Origin of the sequence: Pseudoclavibacter sp. CFCC 14310, from assembly GCF_008831165.1 — a bacterium.
Lineage (GTDB): Bacteria > Actinomycetota > Actinomycetes > Actinomycetales > Microbacteriaceae > Pseudoclavibacter_A.
This window is the reverse complement of record NZ_WBKC01000002.1, coordinates 146,859-166,784: the sequence shown is the minus strand read 5'-3', so window position 1 is coordinate 166,784 and position 19,926 is coordinate 146,859. Positions and strand designations below refer to the sequence as shown.

General features: G+C 66.4%; 17 protein-coding genes and 1 riboswitch. Of the genes, 3 read left to right on the top strand and 14 right to left on the bottom strand.

Features of this window, described 5'->3' with window-relative positions:
• Nucleotides 1-94 precede the first annotated feature (94 nt).
• The 3 genes from F8O06_RS04490 to F8O06_RS04480 form a co-directional block, all read right to left on the bottom strand.
• Nucleotides 95-646, bottom strand: a complete 552-nt coding sequence (locus F8O06_RS04490) for a YceI family protein (RefSeq protein ID WP_192496839.1) — start codon at nt 644-646, stop codon at nt 95-97.
• 107 nt (nt 647-753) lie between these two features.
• A complete protein-coding gene (locus F8O06_RS04485; protein WP_158037719.1) occupies nt 754-1,485 on the bottom strand; it encodes a polyprenol monophosphomannose synthase in 732 nt (243 codons plus the stop codon).
• Nucleotides 1,482-3,167, bottom strand: coding sequence for an AMP-binding protein (locus F8O06_RS04480; RefSeq protein ID WP_225733398.1), 1,686 nt, complete (start codon nt 3,165-3,167; stop codon nt 1,482-1,484). The genes F8O06_RS04485 and F8O06_RS04480 overlap by 4 nt, the downstream gene beginning before the upstream one ends.
• Nucleotides 3,168-3,246: 79 nt before the next feature.
• Between F8O06_RS04480 and F8O06_RS04475 the strand changes: the two genes are divergently transcribed.
• Nucleotides 3,247-3,918 carry a metal-dependent transcriptional regulator gene (locus F8O06_RS04475; protein WP_158037718.1) on the top strand — a complete coding sequence of 224 codons (672 nt, stop codon included), beginning with the start codon at nt 3,247-3,249 and terminating at the stop codon, nt 3,916-3,918.
• An 18-nt stretch (nt 3,919-3,936) separates the two neighbouring features.
• Here the strand turns inward: F8O06_RS04475 and F8O06_RS04470 are convergent, their stop codons facing one another.
• The 5 genes from F8O06_RS04470 to F8O06_RS04450 form a co-directional block, all read right to left on the bottom strand.
• Nucleotides 3,937-5,679: an amino acid ABC transporter ATP-binding/permease protein gene (locus tag F8O06_RS04470; RefSeq protein ID WP_158037717.1), complete on the bottom strand. Its 1,743-nt coding sequence runs from the start codon at nt 5,677-5,679 to the stop codon at nt 3,937-3,939.
• Nucleotides 5,676-7,400, bottom strand: coding sequence for an ATP-binding cassette domain-containing protein (locus F8O06_RS04465; RefSeq protein WP_158037716.1), 1,725 nt, complete (start codon nt 7,398-7,400; stop codon nt 5,676-5,678). The genes F8O06_RS04470 and F8O06_RS04465 overlap by 4 nt, the downstream gene beginning before the upstream one ends.
• Nucleotides 7,400-8,149, bottom strand: a complete 750-nt coding sequence (locus F8O06_RS04460; RefSeq protein WP_158037715.1) for a TIGR00645 family protein — start codon at nt 8,147-8,149, stop codon at nt 7,400-7,402. Before F8O06_RS04460 ends, F8O06_RS04465 begins: the two co-directional genes overlap by 1 nt.
• 83 nt (nt 8,150-8,232) lie before the next feature.
• Nucleotides 8,233-9,354: an alpha/beta hydrolase gene (locus tag F8O06_RS04455; RefSeq protein ID WP_158037714.1), complete on the bottom strand. Its 1,122-nt coding sequence runs from the start codon at nt 9,352-9,354 to the stop codon at nt 8,233-8,235.
• Nucleotides 9,354-10,127, bottom strand: coding sequence for a LiaF transmembrane domain-containing protein (locus F8O06_RS04450; RefSeq protein WP_158037713.1), 774 nt, complete (start codon nt 10,125-10,127; stop codon nt 9,354-9,356). Before F8O06_RS04450 ends, F8O06_RS04455 begins: the two co-directional genes overlap by 1 nt.
• A 130-nt stretch (nt 10,128-10,257) precedes the next feature.
• Here F8O06_RS04450 and ilvD point away from each other — a divergent pair, with 130 nt between their 5' ends.
• Complete coding sequence (gene ilvD, locus F8O06_RS04445) at nt 10,258-12,114, top strand: dihydroxy-acid dehydratase (RefSeq protein WP_158037712.1); 1,857 nt, start codon at nt 10,258-10,260, stop codon at nt 12,112-12,114.
• 163 nt (nt 12,115-12,277) lie between these two features.
• On the top strand, nt 12,278-13,639 hold the full coding sequence (gene gdhA, locus F8O06_RS04440) for an NADP-specific glutamate dehydrogenase (RefSeq protein WP_158037711.1): 1,362 nt from the start codon (nt 12,278-12,280) through the stop codon (nt 13,637-13,639).
• 108 nt (nt 13,640-13,747) lie between these two features.
• Here gdhA and F8O06_RS04435 read toward each other — a convergent pair whose 3' ends face one another.
• The 6 genes from F8O06_RS04435 to F8O06_RS04410 all read right to left on the bottom strand — a co-directional run bounded on the left by F8O06_RS04435 (nt 13,748) and on the right by F8O06_RS04410 (nt 19,785).
• Entirely contained in the window at nt 13,748-14,806 is a 1,059-nt protein-coding gene (locus tag F8O06_RS04435) for an ABC transporter substrate-binding protein (protein WP_158037710.1), read from the bottom strand.
• A 183-nt stretch (nt 14,807-14,989) separates the two neighbouring features.
• On the bottom strand, nt 14,990-15,766 hold the full coding sequence (locus tag F8O06_RS04430) for an ABC transporter permease (RefSeq protein WP_158031202.1): 777 nt from the start codon (nt 15,764-15,766) through the stop codon (nt 14,990-14,992).
• Nucleotides 15,763-16,557 carry an ABC transporter ATP-binding protein gene (locus tag F8O06_RS04425; protein ID WP_158037709.1) on the bottom strand — a complete coding sequence of 265 codons (795 nt, stop codon included), beginning with the start codon at nt 16,555-16,557 and terminating at the stop codon, nt 15,763-15,765. Before F8O06_RS04425 ends, F8O06_RS04430 begins: the two co-directional genes overlap by 4 nt.
• Nucleotides 16,550-16,646, bottom strand: a riboswitch (TPP riboswitch). Its footprint overlaps the gene before it by 8 nt.
• A 66-nt stretch (nt 16,647-16,712) precedes the next feature.
• Nucleotides 16,713-17,345, bottom strand: coding sequence for a LutC/YkgG family protein (locus tag F8O06_RS04420; RefSeq protein ID WP_158037708.1), 633 nt, complete (start codon nt 17,343-17,345; stop codon nt 16,713-16,715).
• On the bottom strand, nt 17,342-19,006 hold the full coding sequence (locus F8O06_RS04415; RefSeq protein WP_158037707.1) for a LutB/LldF family L-lactate oxidation iron-sulfur protein: 1,665 nt from the start codon (nt 19,004-19,006) through the stop codon (nt 17,342-17,344). Before F8O06_RS04415 ends, F8O06_RS04420 begins: the two co-directional genes overlap by 4 nt.
• Complete coding sequence (locus F8O06_RS04410; RefSeq protein WP_158031198.1) at nt 19,003-19,785, bottom strand: (Fe-S)-binding protein; 783 nt, start codon at nt 19,783-19,785, stop codon at nt 19,003-19,005. Before F8O06_RS04410 ends, F8O06_RS04415 begins: the two co-directional genes overlap by 4 nt.
• Nucleotides 19,786-19,926: the final 141 nt, after the last annotated feature.

Below are 19,926 nucleotides of genomic sequence, written 5' to 3'. Positions count from 1 at the left end.
ACTGCAGACACGGCGACGGCCACGGGGATCGATCTCAGGATCTCCCGTGGCCGTCGTGCTCTGTCACCGGCTCAGCGCGGCCGGCGGCAGACGATCACTGCTGGTCGAGCACGAACTCGGCCTCGATGTGAATCTTCACATCGCTGCCCAGCAGCACGCCGCCGGTCTCAAGGGCGCTGTTCCACTCCAGTCCGAACTCCTCGCGCTTGATCGTCGTGTCGGCTTCGATGCCCAGAACGGTCTGGCCGTACGGGCTCGTCGTGATGCCCCCGACCTCGACCTGGAAGTCGACGCTCTTCGTGACTCCGCGCAGCGTGAGGTCTCCGGTGACCACCAGGTCATCGCCGTCATACCGCACCGCAGTCGAACGGAACGTGAGCTCGGGGTGATTCTCGACATCGAAGAAGTCAGGCGTCCGCAGATGGCCGTCGCGATCTGGGTTGCCGGTCGAGATGCTGGCGGCCTTGATGTCGGCGCTCACGCTGGAGTCGAGCACGTCTTCTCCGGTGGTGAGCGTCGCCGCGAAATCGGTGAAGCTGCCGCGGAACTTCGTGACGAGGTGACGCACGCTGAAGCTGATATTGCTGTGCGTGGGGTCGATCTGCCACGTGCCCGAGGTGAAGCCTGCGATTGCGGATTGAGTCATGATGTCTGCTCCTTCATTGAAGATGTCGGGCCTTCGTCCGCACATCAGTGGTTGTATCTACAACAGTATCCACATGAATGCACCAGCGCAAGCGCATTCTGCAACTCTCAGCGGCGTGTCGGCAGCATCCGCTGCATGCCCCAAGCGGTCACCCGCAGCACAGCTTCGACGATGATCGAGAGATCCATCTTCGAGCGGCCGTTCTCACGTTCGACGAAGGTGATCGGCACCTCGGTCACATCGAGCCCCGCTGCCACGGCGCGTCGCAGCACGTCGATCTGAAAGCAGTACCCATGACTGGCCGCTTCGTCGAGCCGAAGCGCTCGCAGCGCAGTGACGGGAATGACCCGATATCCCGAGGTCACGTCACGCTGGCCGAGGCCGAGCATCAGTCGCGAGTAGATGCTGGCCGCATGCGACAGCGAGCTGCGGTACCACGGCCAGTTCACGATCGTGCCGCCGCGCACCCATCGAGATCCGAGCACCAGCCGATTCTCACCCGCTGCTGCGAGCAGATGCGGCAGCTGCTCAGGCAGGTGCGATCCGTCGGCGTCCATCTCGACCAGATAGCGAAACCCGTGGGCCTCGCCCCACTCGAAGCCCGCGATATAGGCAGGTCCGAGGCCGTGCTTCTGGTCACGGTGCAGCACTGACAGCGACGGATGCCGCTCCCGCAGCCGGTCGGCGAGCAGGCCCGTGCCGTCTGGGGATCCGTCGTCGACCACGAGGACTGAAACCTCGGGGAGCGTCTTGAACAGCCGCTCCAGCACTCCAGGCAGCGACTCTCGTTCGTTGTATGTGGGAATGACGACCAGTGTCTCCCCCGTTGGCGCGCTCAATCGCGCAGCTCGCGGCGAATGACCTTGCCGACGTTGGACAGCGGAAGCTCGTCACGGAATTCGATGTAGCGCGGGCGTTTGTATCCGGTGAGATAGCGGCGGGCGTACTGCCGCACCTCCTGTTCGGTCAGTTCTGGGTCAGCCGGCACGACGAAGGCTTTGACCACCTCGCCGGAGTGTTCGTCAGGCACGCCGATCACTCCGGCGGTCTTGATGCGTGGGTGATCGCTCAGCACCGCCTCGACTTCGTTCGGGTAGACGTTGAACCCGGACACCGAGATCATGTCCTTCCGGCGATCGACGATCGAGAAGTAGCCGTTGTCGTGCAGCACGGCCACATCGCCCGTGGCCAGCCATCCGTCGGCGTCGAGCACCTCGGCTGTCTCGTCCTCGCGCTCCCAATACCCCTTCATCACCTGGGGGCCGCGCACATAGAGGTCTCCGGGCTCTTCGAACGCCGCGACACGACCGTGGTCGTCGAGCACTTTGATCTCGGTCGACGGCAGCGGAATGCCCACGGTGCCGATGATCGGCGGCAGCCACGTCGGGTTCACGCTCACCACGGGTGAGGCCTCGGTGAGCCCGTACCCTTCGAGCATGGGGCGCTGGGTGACGTTCTGCCACTCGTTCGCCGTCGACTCGCGCAGAGCCATGCCGCCGGCCACCGTCAGTTTGAGAAAGTCGAAGTCGGCTTTCAGGAACCGCGGGTTCTCGAGGAGCGCCTGAGCGAGAGTCGAGACCAGGATGATCACCGAGGTTCGCTCTCTCACGATCGTCTTGGCGAGCGGAGAGATCTCGCGAGGATTGGTCACGAGCACGTTGTGCAGACCATAGGCGAAGAAGCACAGGCAGTTCACCGTCATGCAGAACACGTGGTAGAGCGGCAGCGCTGCGAGAACGTTTTCGGCGCCCTCGTCCAGGATCACGCGCATCCAGTGCCGCATGGCCTGGGAGTCGGCCAGCAGGTTGCGATGCGTGAGCATGGCGCCCTTCGGCGTGCCCGTCGTTCCGCCGGTGAACTGCAGCAGTGCGACGTCGTCGAGTCCGACCGAGACGGGCTGCAGACGCAGGTCTGCCCCATGCGCGATGGCGTCACGAAAGTCGACGGCTCCGGGCAGGCGATACTTCGGCACCATGCCCTTGAGCCTCATGCCGACGTTCGTCAGCACACGTCTGGCCGGACTGCGCCAGAGGTCTGCCGGCCGGGTGATGATCACGTTCTGCAGGGTGGTGTCGGGCAGAATCTCGGCGATCTTGTCTGCGAACATCTCGAGCACGACGATGGCACGCGCTCGCGACTGCAGAATGACCGCCTTGGTCTCGGGAGCGGTATAGAGGGGGTTCGCGTTGACCACGACGAGGCCCGCTTTTATGGCGCCGAAGAGTGCGACCGGGTACTGCAGCAGGTTCGGCATCTGCAGCACGATGTGGTCACCTGGCTGCAGCCCCAGAGAGACCTGAAGATAGGCGGCGAAGTCGTCTGAGAGCTGTTTGACCTCACGGAACGTGAGCGTCTGCCCCATGTTGGTGAACGCCTTGCGATCACCGAAACGGGCACATGTCTGATCGACGAGATCGACGATCGACCGGTGTTCGAGGGTGCCGACTTCGCTCGGCACGTCATCGGGATACAGGTCGAGCCACGGTCTCGGAATGTCGTCTTGCCTCTGCTGCTCAGTCACGGGTCAATTATGCCCCACCAGGTGAACCACCTGAGGGATCGCCCAAGAATCAAGATGAACGGCACGTACAATCGAAACCATGTCAGACCCGCGCACAGCCCTCTCGCAGACGAACCAGGACTATCTGAAAGAGATCTGGCAGTTCGCCGAGTGGTCGGGCGATCCCATCACCACCGGCCAGCTGGCCGAGCGCATGGGCCTCACCCGTTCGACCGTCTCAGAGGGAGTGCGTCGGCTGACCGATCAGGGCTATGTCGTGCACGAACGCTACGGCAACATCACGCTCACCCCGGCCGGAGAATCGGCGGCGGTGAACCTCGTGCGCAGCCATCGCATCCTCGAGACCTTCTTGGTGTCGTATCTCGGCTATGACTGGGACGAAGTGCACGAAGAGGCCGAGGTGCTGGAGCACGCGGTGAGCCCGCGCATGATCGAGCGGCTCGACGCCCGTCTGAACTTTCCCACCCGCGACCCGCACGGCGATCCGATACCGCGAGCCGACGGCAGCATTCCGACTCTCGACGCCCACCCGCTCAGCGAGGTGCCAGAGGGGCATACCGTGCACGTACGCCGTGTCTCGGACGAGAACCCAGAGCTGCTGCGCTATCTCACCGACATCGGTCTGACCCTCGACAGCACCATCACTGTTCGAGAGCGCATCCCCGCTGCCGGCACGATTCGTCTGGTGATGAACGGCCAGCCCCTCGATCTCGGTCTGCCTGCCGCCGGCAACATCCTCGTCACCGAGTAGGGGCAGCCGCTCCGGTCATCAGCGATCGTCGGCTGCGACCAGCCGCACGACACCGGTCTCACCGACCGCGACGACCGGTCCGTTCCACGCATCGTCACGGTGCGAGACCCAGAGCACGGTGCGTCCCGAAGCAGGATCGAGCACCACGCGGCGAATGTCATCGGCCGTGCGCGCATCGAGCTGAGAAGTGACCTCGTCGGCGAGCAGCACCGGCGTCTCAGCCAGCAGCGCGCGTGCCAGACCCAGCCGCTGAGCCTGACCTCCCGAGAGCCCGACGCACCCGCGACCGCGACCGAGCCGCGTGCGGATGCCCTGGCGCTGACTGTCGACGAACGCACCGAGGCCGACGGTCGCGCACACCTCGCGCAGGTCGTCGTCGCTGGCGTCAGGCCGTGCGATTCGCAGATTCTCGGCGATGCTCGCGTCGAAGAGAAACGTCGACTGATCGACCACAGCCACGGTGCGCACGAGTTCGGCACGGCTCAGCTCTCGCAGATCGCGACCGGCGATCTGCACCGAGCCGGAATCCGGATCGTGCACACGTGCGAGCAGATCCACCAGCGTCGACTTGCCGCTGCCGCTCGAGCTCTCGACGAGCACGTGCGAGCCCGCCTCGACGCTGATCGGCTCCGGCACGCGCAGCTGCGGCCCGTGAGCGCCGCCGACAGCGTCGTGACGGTAGACCAGCGGGCCGATCACCGCGGCCGCTCCCCGATCGCCAGACTCTGCGGCTGCAGCCGACGACTCGGGAGGCTCCTCAGCGGCAAACGTCACCTCGGGTTCGCGCGTGATCGTCGCCTGCACACGAAGCGCTGCCGCCTGCACAGCACGCCACTCATTGACGAATCCGACCACTGACTCCGGCGCGGCGAACGCGGAGAACGCGAGTGCGGCACCCACAAGCGCTGCGCCCAGCGGCTCCTGCAGCAGCCCTCCGCCATGCGAGTCGGCAGTGGAGACGAGCACCGAGGCCAGCACTGTGAGCAGCCAGACCAGAGTGACCAGCGCTCGTCTGGTGCGACCGAGCCGCTGCTCCGCACGCATGATGTCAGCGTGCCTGCGGTTCAGCTGGTGCCAGCGGCCGAGCCGACGATCGATCGCGTGCAGCCCGCGCAGATCGGGCAGCGCGTGCATCGTCTCGGCGGCGAACTGCGCACTCTGGCCGTCGAGTCGGGCACCCTCTGACGCGGTCTGCGCCTCGCCGCGCAGTCCCAGCCCGGCGCAGCCGAAGGCGAGCAGCAGACCGACGGCAACGACCACCGCCGCCGGCCACCCGGTCAGAAGCCACTGCGCGAACACCACACCGACGCTGACGATCACCGCGCTCACCGCCGGCACGATGGTGTGCGCGAAGAACACCTCGAGCCGATCGATATCACGGCCTGCGCGCGAGAGCAGGTCGCCGCTGCCGCTGCGCGACGTGACTGCCGGAGCCTGCGGCAGCAGGCTGGCGAAGAAGCGCACGCGCAGGCGCGCCAGCAGAATGAACGCGACGCGATGCCCGAGATACTGCTCGCCGTAGCGAGTCAGGCCCTTCACCAGAGCGAGGCCGATCAGCACCAGCCCCACGGTCCAGACCGAGACCTGACCCCGGGCACTCGCCGCCACCAGCAGCACCCCGGCGACGACCGCTGCGATTCCCGTGGCCTGCGAGACCAGACGCAATGCGAACGAACCAGCCAGACTGCCCCGAAACCCCTTCGTCATCGGCAGCAGCTGTCGCAGCGTGTCTGCCGTGCTCGCCTGCGTCGCGCTCGTCATCGTGACCTCTCATCGTGCAGACCGTCCGTCGTGAGGCGAGACGTGGCCATACGGCGCGCGAACGCCGCAGGATCATGTGTGACGCAGACGACGGCCATGTGTTCGGGCAGGTCGGCGAGCGTGTCGACCAGACGCTCGCCGGTCTGGCGGTCGAGGCCGCTGGTCGGCTCGTCGAGCAGCAGCACGTCCACGGGCTGCATCAGAGCGCGCGCGACCGCGAGCCGCTGGCGCTGGCCACCGGAGAGCCCCGTTCCGCGCTCCCCAAGGGCCGCATCCAGGCCTCCGAGTCGTTCGCCGATCGTCGTGCTCAGGCCGGCCAGCTCAAGCGCACGCCAGCAGGCGGCATCGTCCACGGCATCCGACGAATCGTCGCCCGTCGCGCTCTGGTCGGCCTCTGCTCCCAGACCGAGCGCGAGGTTCTCACGCACTGTGCCAGAGAGAATCACCGGGTTCTGCACGACCTCGACGGTGCGCAGCCCGGGAAGTCGTTCCAGCGTGCCGCCTCCGAGTTCGCGACGACCAGCGATCACGCCGAGCAGTGTCGACTTGCCGACGCCGCTGGGGCCCATGATCGTCCGTCGGTCGCCGCGGCGGATGTCGACCTGCAGACCCTGCGCAAGCTCGCGCCCGTCTGGCGTCACGAGTGTGCCCTGCTCGATGCGCAGCAGGCTGCCGTCTGACGGAGCCGTGGGTGCGCGTCGTGCCGTCTCGTGTCGTGAGTCACCGTCGCCCACGCCGATCACGCGCGCCAGCCGGCCTTCGGCGCGCTGACCCTGCGCACGCAGATAGAAGAACTTGCCGACCACGTCGAGAGGCGCACTCATCACCACCGCCAGCAGCACGACGACCGCGGCCTCTGTCACGTCGATGGCACCGCTGCGCAGCCGCCACACGGCCAGCAGAGCCGAACCGGCGAGCACGCCCGCATAGAACAGCCCGTCGAGCACGAGAATCAGCAGCTGGTTGACCGCCAGCAGCCGCATGACCTCGGTGCGCTGCTGCTCCGCGCTGCGAGCCAGGCGCTGCAGATACCGGTCGCCGGCGCCGAACAGCGCCAGCGTGCGCAGCCCCTGGAGCCCCTGCAGAAACGTCACGGCCAGCGAGGCCTCGCGCCGCCGCCAACCGCCCATCGACTTTCGGGTGACACGCTGAAAGGCGCCCACCGCCGCCGTGACGAGCACGACCAGAGCCGCGAGGCATCCGGCCAGCACCGGGTCGACGGCCAGTGCGATGACCACGAGCACGATCACGGGCGAGAGCAGCGCGGCGAGAATGCTGCCGTGGAACTCGGCCCGGTAGGTCGCGTACTTCGCGGCGTCAGCGGTGGCCAGATCGGCGAAGTCTCCCTCGGCGGGCAGCCGATCGTCGGCGTCGGCCGGGCCGCCCAGCCGTCTGAGAAGGCTCTCGCGCACCTCGGTCTGCAGCTGCCGCTCGGCTGCGTCCTGAGCGGCCTCGCCGAGAAACTGCACGATCACGACGCCGGCGAACGCGACGGCCGTCACCAGGAACAGGTGCGCCGCGGCCGCCGTGCCGTCAGGTCCGAAGGCCGTCGCAAGCGTTCTGCCCAAGGCGACCACGCCGACGGCCAGCAGCACGGTGCGCGCCACCGAGAGAGCCAGCCCTGCGCGCGACAGCCGGTTGGGGCCGGCAGCGACGGGCAGAGCCTCGCGCACTGCTCCGGGGTGCCGTCGCACGTCAGCCGCTGACCGACTTTCGTGCATCAGTGGTCACGCGGCTTGCCGGTGTGCGTCGCTGCCGGCTCTGACGGCACGGCCGAGGCCACCTGCTCAACCGGGTGCACGGCATCGGGTGCAGACGGATGCCCCGGCAGCGCGGGTGCGCCGGATGCGGTCTCTCCGTGGTGTTCGGGGCGCTGGATGCGTTCGATCCAGGCGAGGGCGACCGCCGAGAGAATGAAGGTGAGATGGATGAACACCTGCCACATCACGCCGGTGGTCGTGTAGCTCTCGCCGGTCACGTTGTGCGCATGCTCTGCGCCGAGATCGCCGACTTCGATGAAGATCTTCAGCAGATGGATCGACGAGATGCTGATGATCGAGATGGCCAGCTTGACCTTGAGGATGTTCGCGTTCACATGCGACAGCCAGTCGGGCTCGTCCGGGTGGCCGTCGACGTTGATCTTCGAGACGAACGTCTCATATCCGCCGATGATGACCATGATCAGCAGATTCGCGATCATGACCACGTCGATGAGTCCCAGCACGGTCAGCATGATGGTGGTCTCATCGAGCTTGCCCCAGTCGGTGAAGACGTCGGTGAGCAGGTGGAACAGATCGACCCAGAACACGATCACGTAGATCAGCTGCGCCACGATGAGACCGATGTAGAGCGGAGCCTGCAGCCACCTGCTGGCGAAGATCAGGTAGCCGAGCATGTTCGATGTCTGCGAGTTCTGCGCCTGACGGCCGACGGCGAATTGACGTCGCTGGTGGTGATCAGAGGGGGACATCGAGCTCCTGACGTGTGTGGGTGATCCCAGTCGACGTCATTGGCGACTATGGAGTGACGAACTCATGTTACTTGCACCCGACGTCATCGCGCAGCAGCGAGCACCGGCACACGGTCGACGTCGACGTCCCCTCCCCCGTGTGCCCCGACGAAGGCCACGGCCGCGCGCGTCGCAGCGATCGCCTCGGGGTACTGCGAGAACAGCACCTGATACTCGTGCGGCAGCGGCGGTTCGTGATCGGTGTCGTAGAACTGCGTGACCACCGGCACTCCGAGCTGCTGCAGATGCGCGGCGAATGCCCGCGACTGTGACTCCAAGGGGTCGCCGTTGCCTGCGCTGACGAACGTCGGCGGAAAGTCTGCCGTCACTGCGTCTATGGGAGAGCCCTGGCGAAGCATCTCGGCACTCTGCCAGTCGCGCACGCCGCTGTAGGCCCACATCACTGTGTTCAGAAATGAGGCGAACGGACCGGTCGCCTGCACGGCGCCGACGTCATAGGCCCCGCAGAAGAGCACCGCCCCACGAACCTGTTTCGGCTGAACCTGCGGCTGCAGGCCGAGCAGCGAGGCCTCGTCGGGGCTTTCGAGAGCGGCGAGATAGGTGGCCACGACCTGCGATCCGGCAGAGTCTCCCGCATAGAAAAGACGGTCGGCCGCGATGCCGAGATCGTCGGCGTGATCGAGCAGGTAGCTGGTGGCTGCGTCGAGCTGCTGCACCGCAGTCGGGAATCGTGCCTCTGGCGAGAGCGTGTAGTTGATCTGCACGACGGTCGCTCCGCTCGCCGCAAGAATGCGCGAGTAGTTCTCGCCCTGCGACTTGTCGCCGCCGACCCAGCCGCCGCCGTGCACCCAGATGATGGTGCTTGCCGGTTCGGTCGCGTCCGCACGGCGGTACACGTCGAGCCGTTCGTCGGCGCGACCGCTCGAGGTGTAGGCGAGATCGGCGTCACGTCGCACGTCGGCCGGTGCGTAGGCACCAAGCGCCTCGTTGCCCTGCACGCCTCCCGCGTTGAACGACGACCGGATCAGCAGCGCGCCCGGAATCGGGGTGGTGGCGAAGCTCAGCACCACCACGAGCAGCAGCGAGACCAGAACGGCGACGAGCATGCCGAGCACCGTCGCACAACGGCGCAGCGGCGTCAGCCCGGCCGTCGACGCGCCTGCCGAAGTCGGGCCAGGCGCGCCCGGCTCGTGCGTGCTGCGCATCAGTTGCGAACCTCGAGGCCGCCCAGCATGATCTGCCCGCCGATGACCACGACCGGAGCCAGAGCCGCGACCGACGGATCGGCAGCCGACGCGGTGAAGACCGACCGGTCTTCGACGCCGCCGAGCAGAGCCGTCGCCTCGACCCGCACCCGGGCGCCGTCCGGGATGCGAATCTCGACGCCGCCCATCAACGCGAGCACCTCGATGCGAACTTCCGGTGCCAGCACGGCACGAGTGAGATCAAGCGTCGACGAGCCGAGCACGGCAGTCATTGACGCGCTGCGAAAGCCGTGTGCCGTGCTGCGCACCTCGGAGCTGCCCAGCACCGCAGTCACGTTCTGGTCAAGGGCGGCGTCGCCGTCACGTGCGCCGAATCGGCGCTCCTCTGCGGCAGACGCCTCGGCTGGCGATCTCGGAACCGAATGGTCTGCCGAAGACCTGCTCGCCGCCGCCTTCGGACGACGTCTCGTCAGCACACTGAGGCCCAGCGCGATCACAGCGGCCGGTGCGATCAGTGCCCATGGACTGAACGGCAGCAGACCGAAGTTGTCGAGGATCAGTGCGGTGCCGACGACGACGAGCGCCAGCGCCCACCAGAGATTCGACCAGGACGACACCAGCGTCGAGACGCCCAAGGCGATCACGGCGATGCCGATGATCAGACGAAAGACGCTGCCCATCTGAAAGTCAGGGATCACCACGTTGGCGAGCAGCACCAGCCCCACGCCCACGATGACGATGCCTGCGATGATGCGGGAGCCCACTGTTCTCATGCTTCGACTCTAGCCAACGTTCCCACTGCGTGGTCGTCGGGTCGGTCAGCAGGAAAGCTCCAAACCCGGCCGGGACAAATAGAGGGCGACCTCACATGACGTGAGCAGAGAGGGCGGGTATTGTGGGCAGATGGCCAATCTACGCTCACGCACCGTCACCCACGGCAGAAACATGGCCGGCGCTCGCGCCCTTCTGCGCGCCGCCGGCGTCGACGGATCAGATTTCGGCAAGCCGATCATCGCAGTCGCGAACAGCTTCACCGAGTTCGTTCCCGGACACACCCACCTCGCTCCCGTCGGGCGAGTCGTCTCAGAGGCGATCAGCGCCGCCGGCGGCATTCCCCGCGAGTTCAATACCATCGCGGTCGACGATGGCATCGCCATGGGCCACTCGGGCATGCTCTACTCGCTGCCCAGCCGCGACCTGATCGCCGACTCCGTCGAGTACATGGTCAACGCCCACCAGGCCGACGCGCTGGTCTGCATCTCGAACTGCGACAAGATCACTCCCGGCATGCTGCTGGCCGCGCTTCGACTGAACATCCCGACCGTCTTCGTCTCAGGCGGCCCGATGGAGGGCGGCACGGCAGTTCTCGTCGACGGCACCGTGAAGAAGCGCGTCGAGCTCATCTCGGTGATGTCAGGCACGGCCGACCCCAACCTGTCAGACGAGAACCTGCTCCGGCTCGAGGCCAGCGCCTGCCCGACCTGCGGATCGTGCTCGGGCATGTTCACGGCCAACTCGATGAACTGCCTGACCGAGGCGCTCGGTCTGTCGCTGCCCGGAAACGGAACCACTCTCGCCACGCACACGGCCAGGCGCGCGCTCTTCGAGAACGCCGGTTCGCTCGTGGTCGATCTGTGCCACCGGTTCTACGACGACGAAGACGACAGTGTGCTGCCCCGTTCGATCGCCACGCGTGAGGCGTTCCAGAACGCCATGGCCATGGACATCGCCATGGGAGGCTCGACCAACACGATTCTGCACCTGCTCGCCGCCGCCCAGGAGGCAGGCGTCGACTACACGATGCACGACATCAACGACCTCTCGCACCATGTGCCCTGCCTGTGCAAGGTCGCGCCGAACGGGAGCTACCTCGTCGAAGACGTGCACCGCGCAGGCGGCATTCCCGCCATTCTCGGCGAGCTGCACCGTGGCGGCCTGCTGAACGAGAACGTGCACTCGGTGCACCATCCGACGCTCGGCTCCTACCTGGACGACTGGGATCTGCGCGGCGGCAAGGCGACCGACGAGGCCTTCGAGCTGTTCCACGCGGCTCCGGGCTGCAAACGCAGCGCCAAGGCGTTCTCGCAGTCAGAACGCTGGGAGACGCTCGATCTCGACGCCGAGGACGGCTGCATCCACGACGTCGCCCACGCCTATTCGAAAGACGGCGGCCTGGCCGTGCTCTACGGCAATCTTGCCGAGGACGGCTGCGTCGTGAAGACCGCCGGCGTCGACGAATCGATCCTGACGTTCAGCGGACCGGCCGTCGTGGTCGAGTCGCAGGAGGACGCGGTGAACGTCATCCTGAACAAGCAGGTCAAGGCCGGCGACGTCGTCGTCGTTCGCTATGAGGGACCAAAGGGCGGCCCGGGCATGCAGGAGATGCTGTACCCGACGTCGTTCCTGAAGGGTCGTGGCCTGGGCAAGAAGTGCGCGCTGATCACCGACGGCCGTTTCTCCGGCGGCACCTCGGGGCTTTCGATCGGCCATGTCTCCCCCGAGGCGGCATCCGGCGGCCTGATCTCGCTCGTCGAGAGCGGAGACACGATCACCATCGACATCCCGAATCGCAGAATCGAGCTGAACGTCTCTGACGAGGTGCTCGCCGAGCGCCGCGCCGCCCTGGAGGAGGGCAACGGATACCACCCGAAAGATCGCAAGCGTGAGATCTCGACCGCCCTCAAGGTCTACGGCGCATTGGCGACGTCAGCTGACAAGGGAGCGGTTCGCGACAAGGCGAAGATCGACGCGATCTACTGATCGACAGAGTGGGTTCGCATCAGGATGCGGGTCGGATGATGGCGTCGCCATGGTCTGGCCCGCATCGTCTTTTGTAGACTGAGCGAGGTGCGCACGCCGCCGTGTGTGCCCCCGGTGGGCACTTCGAACGGGCCCCCGAGCAGCCGTGCAGAGAGGTTCATGAATGTCCAAAGCAGCTGAGTTCATCGATTCGGTGTACCAGACCGTGCTCACTCGGAATCCTGGCGAACGAGAGTTCCACCAGGCGGTACACGAGGTGTTCGAGTCGCTGGAGCCGGTGCTCGAACGTCACCCAGAATACGCCGAGTCGGCGATCCTCGAACGCATCTGCGAGCCCGAGCGTCAGATCATCTTCCGTGTTCCCTGGACGGACGATCGCAATCACGTGCACATCAATCGCGGATTCCGTGTGCAGTTCAACAGCGCCCTCGGCCCGTACAAGGGCGGTCTGCGCTTTCATCCCAGCGTGCTGCTCGGCACGGTGAAGTTCCTCGGCTTCGAGCAGATCTTCAAGAACGCGCTCACCGGTCTGCCGATCGGCGGCGGCAAAGGCGGTTCCGACTTCGATCCGAAGGGCAAGAGCGACCGTGAGGTCATGCGCTTCTGTCAGTCGTTCATGACCGAGCTGCAGCGCCACATCGGCGAGTACGTCGACGTGCCAGCCGGCGACATCGGTGTCGGCGCCCGTGAGATCGGCTACCTCTTCGGGCAGTACAAGCGTCTGCGCAACAAGTTCGAGTCTGGTGTCATCACCGGCAAGGGCATCGGCTGGGGCGGTTCGCGTGCCCGCACCGAGGCGACCGGTTACGGTGCCGTCATCTTCGCCCGTGAGATGCTCGAGACTCGCCAGCAGGGCTTCGACGGCGCAAAAGTCATCGTCTCAGGATCAGGCAACGTCGCACTCTACGCCATTCAGAAGGTGCAGCAGCTCGGCGGCACGGTCATCGGCGCCTCAGATTCCCAGGGAGCAGTCCACGACCCCGACGGCATCGACTTCGAGCTGCTGCGCGAGATCAAAGAGGTCGAGCGCGGTCGCGTGCGCGACTACGTCGAGCGCCGCGGCGGCCGCGCCGAGTACCGAGACAGCAGCTCGGTGTGGGACATCGCCGATGTCGACGGCATCGACGTGGCTCTGCCCTGCGCCACCCAGAACGAGCTGAACGCCGAGAACGCCGAGACCCTGGTGCGCAACGGCGTCCGGGCTGTCGCCGAGGGCGCGAACATGCCCTGCACGCCAGACGCGGTGCGCACGTTCCAGAAGACCGGTGTGCTCTTCGGCCCGGGCAAGGCGGCCAACGCCGGCGGCGTCGCCACCTCGGCACTCGAGATGCAGCAGAACGCCTCGCGCGACTCGTGGACGTTCGAATACACCGAGGAGCGTCTCGAGCAGATCATGACCCGGCTGCACCGCTCGGTGCGTCGCACCGCCGAAGAGTACGGTCACCCGGGCGACTACGTGCGCGGCGCGAACATCCACGGCTTCCAGCTCGTGGCCGATGCCATGATCGCACAGGGCGTCATCTGATCATCGACGCAGCCCGCGGCTGAGGCCGCCGCACAGACGAAGGGCTGCGGAGACGCCAGAACTCACGGTTCGGTGTCTCCGCAGCCCGTTCTCACTGCGGAGCCTCGATTACCTGCCGGGCAGGTACTCGTTGGTCAGTCCCTGACGGCCGTCGTACTCGTTCTCGAGCAGACCGTTCTCGTGCATCCAGGCGGCGTACGCGGCCCAGTCGTCTTCCGGCTGGTGACCGAAGCCTCCGTCGTTCTTCAGCAGCGGCACCGTGCGCTCGACCATCCGGCGCAGCACATCGGGTTCGTAGGCGCCGTCGGTCGGTCCGGTCAGAGCCTCGACCGCGGTGTCGGTGCTCGCCTCTGCCACCTCCTGGCCCTTCGCCGTGCCGGCCAGGAACTTGCGCACGCGCTCGGCATAGGCCGAGTCGCTCTGCAGACGCGAACGTTGGGCGATCACGACGAGCTCGTCGTAGTCGGGCAGCCCGAGCTCGGTGTTCGACCACGACGGAAAGCTGCCGTGCTCGGCGAGCTCGACGCCCTCGATGTTCGGGTATGCGCCGATGGTCGCATCGACCTGATGATCGATGAGCGGCTGGTTGAGCCCCTGTGACAGGTTCACGTAGGTGATCGTCGACGGGTCGACGCCGTGCTTCTTGGCGATGTAGTTCATCGTCGTCTCCTGCGAGGCGAGCCCTGACGTGCCGACCTTCTTGCCGGCGAGATCCTGCGGTCCGTTGATTCCCGATCCCTCCCAGGTCATCACCGAGTTGAGGCTGGTCGGAACGAGCGCGCCCACCGAGATGACGTCGAGCCCCTCCCCCTCGGCGATCAGTGTGTCGGGCTCGTACGAGATCGCCAGATCGGTCTGACCGAGGCTGACCATCTTCGCGGCGTCTGCGGTGCCGCTCGGCGTGGTGAAGTCCACCTTGACCCCGGCCTGCTCGTACGCGCCGGTGTGCTGCGCCGTGTAGAGCGACACGTGGTCGGGGTTCGGCGTCCAGTCGAGCAGCACGCTCACCGGGTCGAGGCCGTCTGAGGCGGCCGAGTCCTGCTGTTGGCTCGAGCATCCGCTCAGCGCCAGGCTCAACGCGGCGGCTCCGGCGATGAGCCCCATGCCCATCGATCGGCGGATGCGTGCATGCGCCCGTCTCTGGGACGCGGTCTGCGAGGTGATCATTGTCTCTCCTTCGTCTTCTCTGTGGTATCGGTTCGTGGAAGTGGTATCGGTTCTGGGAAGTTGTCGGTGCTGTGAAGTTATCTGTGCCGTGAGGTGGCATCGGGACCGGGATTCTGGGTGTGACGGCCGGGGTCGGTGCGCCGTTCGATCGGCGTGGTCGCCGATGTCGCCCGAGGTCGGGGCTCAGCGCAGGCTGTCACGCTGCCAGCCGCACACCAGGCGTTCGGCGAGCAGCGTCAGCAGGTACAGGGCGGCCGTCATGGCGGTGAGCAGCACGACCTCGGCGAAGACGAAGTCGGTGCGCAGTCTGGGAATCGCCTGGATCAGGTGATAGCCCAGACCATTGCTCGATCCGGCGTACTCGCCGAAGACGGCGGCCACGGGAGCGAAGGTCACCGAGATGCGCAGCCCGGCGAAGCCCTGCGGGAGTGCGAATGGCATCCGCACGCGCCAGAAAAGCGCGCTCGGGCTTGCCCACAGCGTGCGCATCGTGTCGATCAGTCGCGGGTCGACGCTCTGCAGGCCCGACAGCAGGCTGACGGTCACCGGAAAGAAGCAGAGCAGCGCGACGATCACCACCTTCGATGCGATGCCGTAGCCGAGCGCGATCGTGAGAATCGGGGCGAAGACCATGACCGGCACTGTCTGCGTGCCGATCAGCAGGGGTTCGAGGGCGCTGCGCAGCGGTTTCACCGCGAAGACCGTGACCGAGATGACGCCGGCGGCGAGAACGCCGACCAGCAGGCCGAGCACAGTCTCACTGCCGGTCACGAGAGTGGCCGACCACAGCGTGCCCCAGTAGCGGCCGAGCGCCACGATGACGTCCTGCGGGGCCGGAACGAGGTATTTCGGCACTCCGAGCCACGTGGTGGCTCCCCACCACACGGCCAGCACGATCACGACCGCAGTGGCCGGCGGCAGCACCCGGTGCAGGCGGCTCTGTGCGTTGCGCGTGTTCATCGCCGCATCGCCCCCTCTGCGGACAGCGCGGTCAGCAGACCGGTGCGCGCAGCGGCCAGATCGACGTCTGCGAGCAGCTCGGTGCGCGAGCGAGGATCGCCGAACCAGCCGCGACTCTCAGCGGTCACACGCGCAGGCCGTCCGGCCAGCACCAGCACCCGATCAGCCAGCAGCAGGGCTTCGTCGACGTCGTGGGTGACCAGCACGAGCGTGGTCTGCCGATCGCGCAGCCGCTCGCGCAGCCAGGTCTGACCGTCGGCACGGGTGATCGCATCGAGGGCTCCCAGGGGCTCGTCGGCGAGCAGGACGGGTTTGTCGGCGGCGAGGGCGCGCAGCAGAGCAGCACGCTGTCGCATGCCGCCGCTCAGCTCATGCGGGCGGCGGTGCGCGACCGAGCCGAGCCCCCACTGCTCGACCAGTGGACGCACCTGCTCGCGTGCGGCTGACTTGGAGACGCCGCGGTTGCGCAGCGGCATCGCGACATTGTCGACCAGAGAGAGCCACGGCAGCAGGGAGTCGCCCTGAGGCATGAGTGCGCAGCTGCGCACTCGTTCGGCCGGATCGGAGTGATCGAGCACTCGGACCGTGCCTGCGTCTGGTGTGAGCAGCCCGGTGATCACCGACAGGGCGGTGGTCTTGCCGCAGCCGGAACGACCGATCACGGCGACGTGCTCGCCGGTCTGGATGCTCAGGCTCAGTTCTTCGAGCACCGGCGCCGCTGCGCCCTCAGGCGTGTAGACCACGTCGCTGACGACGACTGCGGTGTCGGATTCGACGCGCGTCGATTCCATCGTGTGACATCCCTCCGCTCGTGTGAACGAGATCAGGTTCAGCGGGTCTCATCTCAGCTCCAGCTCTCGGAGCACCCCGTGTCTTCGTCGAAAGCGTAGCAGACCCCGGTCGGCACACGGCCGACCGGGGTCTGCTACTGCTCAGTCTGGGCGAGTCATTCGGCCGAGACGATCACCACGATCAGGGTGCGCGGGCCGTGCACGCCTTCGACGCGCTGCAGCTCGATGTCCGAGGTCGCAGAGGGCCCGGCGATCATCGTGATCGGCCTTTCCGGCACCAGCCGCCGAATCGCCGCCGGCATGTCGACGACGATCTCTGCATCCTGCACCACGCACACGTGCACATCGGGCACCAGCGTCAGCGCGCGGCGACCCTGGGTGCCGCTGCCGTCCAGAAAGATCGTGCCGCTGATCGAGCAGGCCACGGCCGCTCCGGTGACGATGGCATCGAGGCTGTCGAGCGATGCGGCAGGGATCGAAGCGTCGTCGACCTGCACCTCGCCCGCGTAGTCACCCAGCCAGCTGCGATCCAGTGCCGGGGGGATGCCGACGCGGCTCGCCTGCACGGAGGCGAGGGCCGAGGCGACCTCTGCCCCGATGGTGCTCGGCGTGGCGCGCCGCACCTCGGCTTTGTAGTCTTCGAGCCGATCGATCAGCAGATCGATGCGTTCGGCGTCGGGCAGCTCGATCTCGGCGTCATAGTCGCGCACCACGGGCTCGACCACCGGCGGCGCGATCCGCAGCGCGTCTTTGATGCGATCCAGGATGTCTTCGCGTGCGGTGCTCACTTTGTGCTCCCCTGCGTGCTGCTTCGTTCTTCGGACTGCTCAGACGGCGCCGCGGGGCTCCCGAAGCCTGCGGGCATGGGCCTGCGCTCCCAATCGGCGTCGCGCTGGGCGTCCTGGTTGCCCGGGCGCTGCGTCAGATCGGCCTGCACTGCGCTGGAACGCGCCTGCTCGGCCGCCAGCTCACGTTTGGCATCCGTGGTCTTGAACCACTCGCGGGCCGAGTGCTTCGCCGGCGCCGGAAAGTCGCGGGCGTCCGTCCAGCCGCCCAAGAGCCCGGGCAGCTTGGTGATCTTCTTGTCAGGACCAGCCACGATGCGGCCGCCGATGCTGGCCGCCTTCTGCGCCGCATGCCAGCGTTTGCCGGAGCTCATGGCCGACGCCACGGTCTTGAGCATCGGCTTCTCGAGCCCGGAGCCGACGGTGTTGACCTTCTGGTCGCGCAGTTCGACGAGGATCGACGGGATGTCGATCTTGACCGGGCAGACCTCGTAGCAGGCCCCGCAGAGGCTCGACGCGTAGGGCAGCGAGCTGTTGGGGTCGTGTGAGTCCTCCATGCCCGTCAGCAGCGGCGAGAGAATGGCTCCGATCGGGCCCGGGTAGGTCGATCCGTAGGCGTGTCCGCCGGCGTGTTCGTAGACCGGGCAGACGTTCAGGCATGCCGAGCAGCGAATGCACTTGAGCGCCTCGCGTCCCATGCCGTCGGCGAGAGCGTGGGTGCGGCCGTTGTCGAGCAGCACGAGGTGGAACTCCTGCGGGCCGTCACCGGGAGTGACGCCGGTCCACAGTGAGGTGTAGGGATTCATGCGCTCGCCGGTGGACGAGCGCGGCAGCAGCTGGGTGAAGACCTCGAGGTCGTTGAAGCGAGGCAGCAGCTTCTCGATGCCCATGACGGTGACCAGTGTGTCGGGCAGGGTCAGGTTCATACGCCCGTTGCCCTCCGACTCGAAGATCGAGAGCGTGCCGGTCTCGGCGATGCCGAAGTTCGCACCCGAGATCGCGATCTTCGAGGTCAGGAACTTCTCTCGCAGAAAGCGACGGCTCGCCTCAGCCAGATGGGCGGGGTTGTCGTCGAGATCGGGGTCGACGCCCGGCATCTCTTTGAGAAAGATGTCGCGCACCTCGCTGCGGTTGCGATGGATGGCCGGCACCAGAATGTGGGAGGGCTTGTCGTGGCCGAGCTGGACGATGAGTTCGGCCAGGTCGGTCTCTTGAGCATGGATGCCGTGCTCTTCGAGGTACTCGTTTAGGCCGATCTCCTGCGTGGCCATCGACTTGATCTTGAGCACCTCCTTCGCGCCGTGATCGGCGACGATGCCGCGCACGATCTCGTTCGCCTCTGCGGCGTCACGAGCCCAGTGCACCTGGCCGCCGTGTTCGGTCACTTTCTCTTCCAGCTGCTCGAGCAGATCGGGCAGGTTGGCGAGCACCTCGCGCTTGATGCGCGAACCGGCCTCACGCAGGCGCTGCCAGTCAGGCATCTCGTCGACGACGTGCTGACGCTTGTCGCGAATCTTGTGCGTGGCGAAGTTCAGGTTGCGGCGCAGCTGCTCATTGGCGAGCTCGTGCACCGCTGCCTGCTGGAACTTCTCTGTGCCGCGCAGGTTGCCGACCCCTGCCGGGGCGACCGGCGGAACCGCCGGCATGCCGAGGAACGTGGTCATGCGGCCACCTCCTCGCCGAGCAACGTGATCGAGCGATCGGCGTCGGCATGCGTCGAGGCCAGGATCTGCGCGAGGTGGATCGTCTTCGTTCCCAGCTGCAGGCGCGACATGGCTCCGCCGATGTTCGTCAGGCACGAGGCATCCCCGGCGGCGCAGTACTCTGCACCGGTCTCTTCGATGTGCTTGACCTTGTCTTCGACCATTGCGGTCGAGGTCGCGGCGTTCTTGACGGCGAAGGTGCCGCCGAAGCCGCAGCACTCCTTTGCGAAGGGCAGCTCGCGCAGCTCAAGGCCCTCGACGTTCTGCAGCAGTCGGTACGGGCGCGAGCCCACCTGGATCATGCGCAGCGAGTGGCAGGTGGGATGGTAGGTCACAGTGTGCGGAAAGTAGGCTCCGACGTCGGTGAGACCGAGCACGTCGACGATGAACTCGGCGAGGTCGTACGTCTTGTCATTGACCGACGAGACCTCTCGGCTCAGCGCCTCGTCGCCGAACTTTCCGGCGATCATCGGATGCTGGTGTCGCACCGACCCTGTGCACGAGCCGCTCGGCAGCACCACGGCGTCGATCGACGAGTCGCCGAAGACGTCGACGTAGTTCTGCACCAGCGGCAGAGAGTCTTTCTGGTAGCCCGTGTTGATGTGCATCTGGCCGCAGCAGGTCTGTCCCTCGGGGAACACCGCCTCGTGGCCGAGTCTGGTGATCAGACGAGCCGTCGCCCTGATCACATCTGGATAGAGCGTGTCGACCAGACACGTTCCGAAAATTCCCACTCGCATGGAGTGCCTCCGTTCGCTGCGACTGACAGAATCAGCTGGCGGCTGTGCCCAGGAACAGGCGTCGACACTGTGGTCTGACCACACTTTCGACGAGCGGGCGCCGCTGGAGTCCATGCCACCACTTTCGCGGAAACGCGGCAA

Coding starts and splice junctions, on each gene's coding strand:
- F8O06_RS04490 (WP_192496839.1), bottom strand. CDS start 646: ATGACTCAATCCGCAATCGCAGGCTTCACCTCGGGCACGTGGCAGATC.
- F8O06_RS04450 (WP_158037713.1), bottom strand. CDS start 10,127: ATGAGAACAGTGGGCTCCCGCATCATCGCAGGCATCGTCATCGTGGGC.
- F8O06_RS04435 (WP_158037710.1), bottom strand. CDS start 14,806: ATGATCACCTCGCAGACCGCGTCCCAGAGACGGGCGCATGCACGCATC.
- F8O06_RS04425 (WP_158037709.1), bottom strand. CDS start 16,557: ATGGAATCGACGCGCGTCGAATCCGACACCGCAGTCGTCGTCAGCGAC.
- F8O06_RS04470 (WP_158037717.1), bottom strand. CDS start 5,679: ATGACGAGCGCGACGCAGGCGAGCACGGCAGACACGCTGCGACAGCTG.
- gdhA (WP_158037711.1), top strand. CDS start 12,278: ATGTCCAAAGCAGCTGAGTTCATCGATTCGGTGTACCAGACCGTGCTC.
- F8O06_RS04455 (WP_158037714.1), bottom strand. CDS start 9,354: ATGCGCAGCACGCACGAGCCGGGCGCGCCTGGCCCGACTTCGGCAGGC.
- F8O06_RS04475 (WP_158037718.1), top strand. CDS start 3,247: ATGTCAGACCCGCGCACAGCCCTCTCGCAGACGAACCAGGACTATCTG.
- F8O06_RS04460 (WP_158037715.1), bottom strand. CDS start 8,149: ATGTCCCCCTCTGATCACCACCAGCGACGTCAATTCGCCGTCGGCCGT.
- F8O06_RS04410 (WP_158031198.1), bottom strand. CDS start 19,785: ATGCGAGTGGGAATTTTCGGAACGTGTCTGGTCGACACGCTCTATCCA.
- F8O06_RS04430 (WP_158031202.1), bottom strand. CDS start 15,766: ATGAACACGCGCAACGCACAGAGCCGCCTGCACCGGGTGCTGCCGCCG.
- F8O06_RS04465 (WP_158037716.1), bottom strand. CDS start 7,400: ATGCACGAAAGTCGGTCAGCGGCTGACGTGCGACGGCACCCCGGAGCA.
- F8O06_RS04415 (WP_158037707.1), bottom strand. CDS start 19,006: ATGACCACGTTCCTCGGCATGCCGGCGGTTCCGCCGGTCGCCCCGGCA.
- ilvD (WP_158037712.1), top strand. CDS start 10,258: ATGGCCAATCTACGCTCACGCACCGTCACCCACGGCAGAAACATGGCC.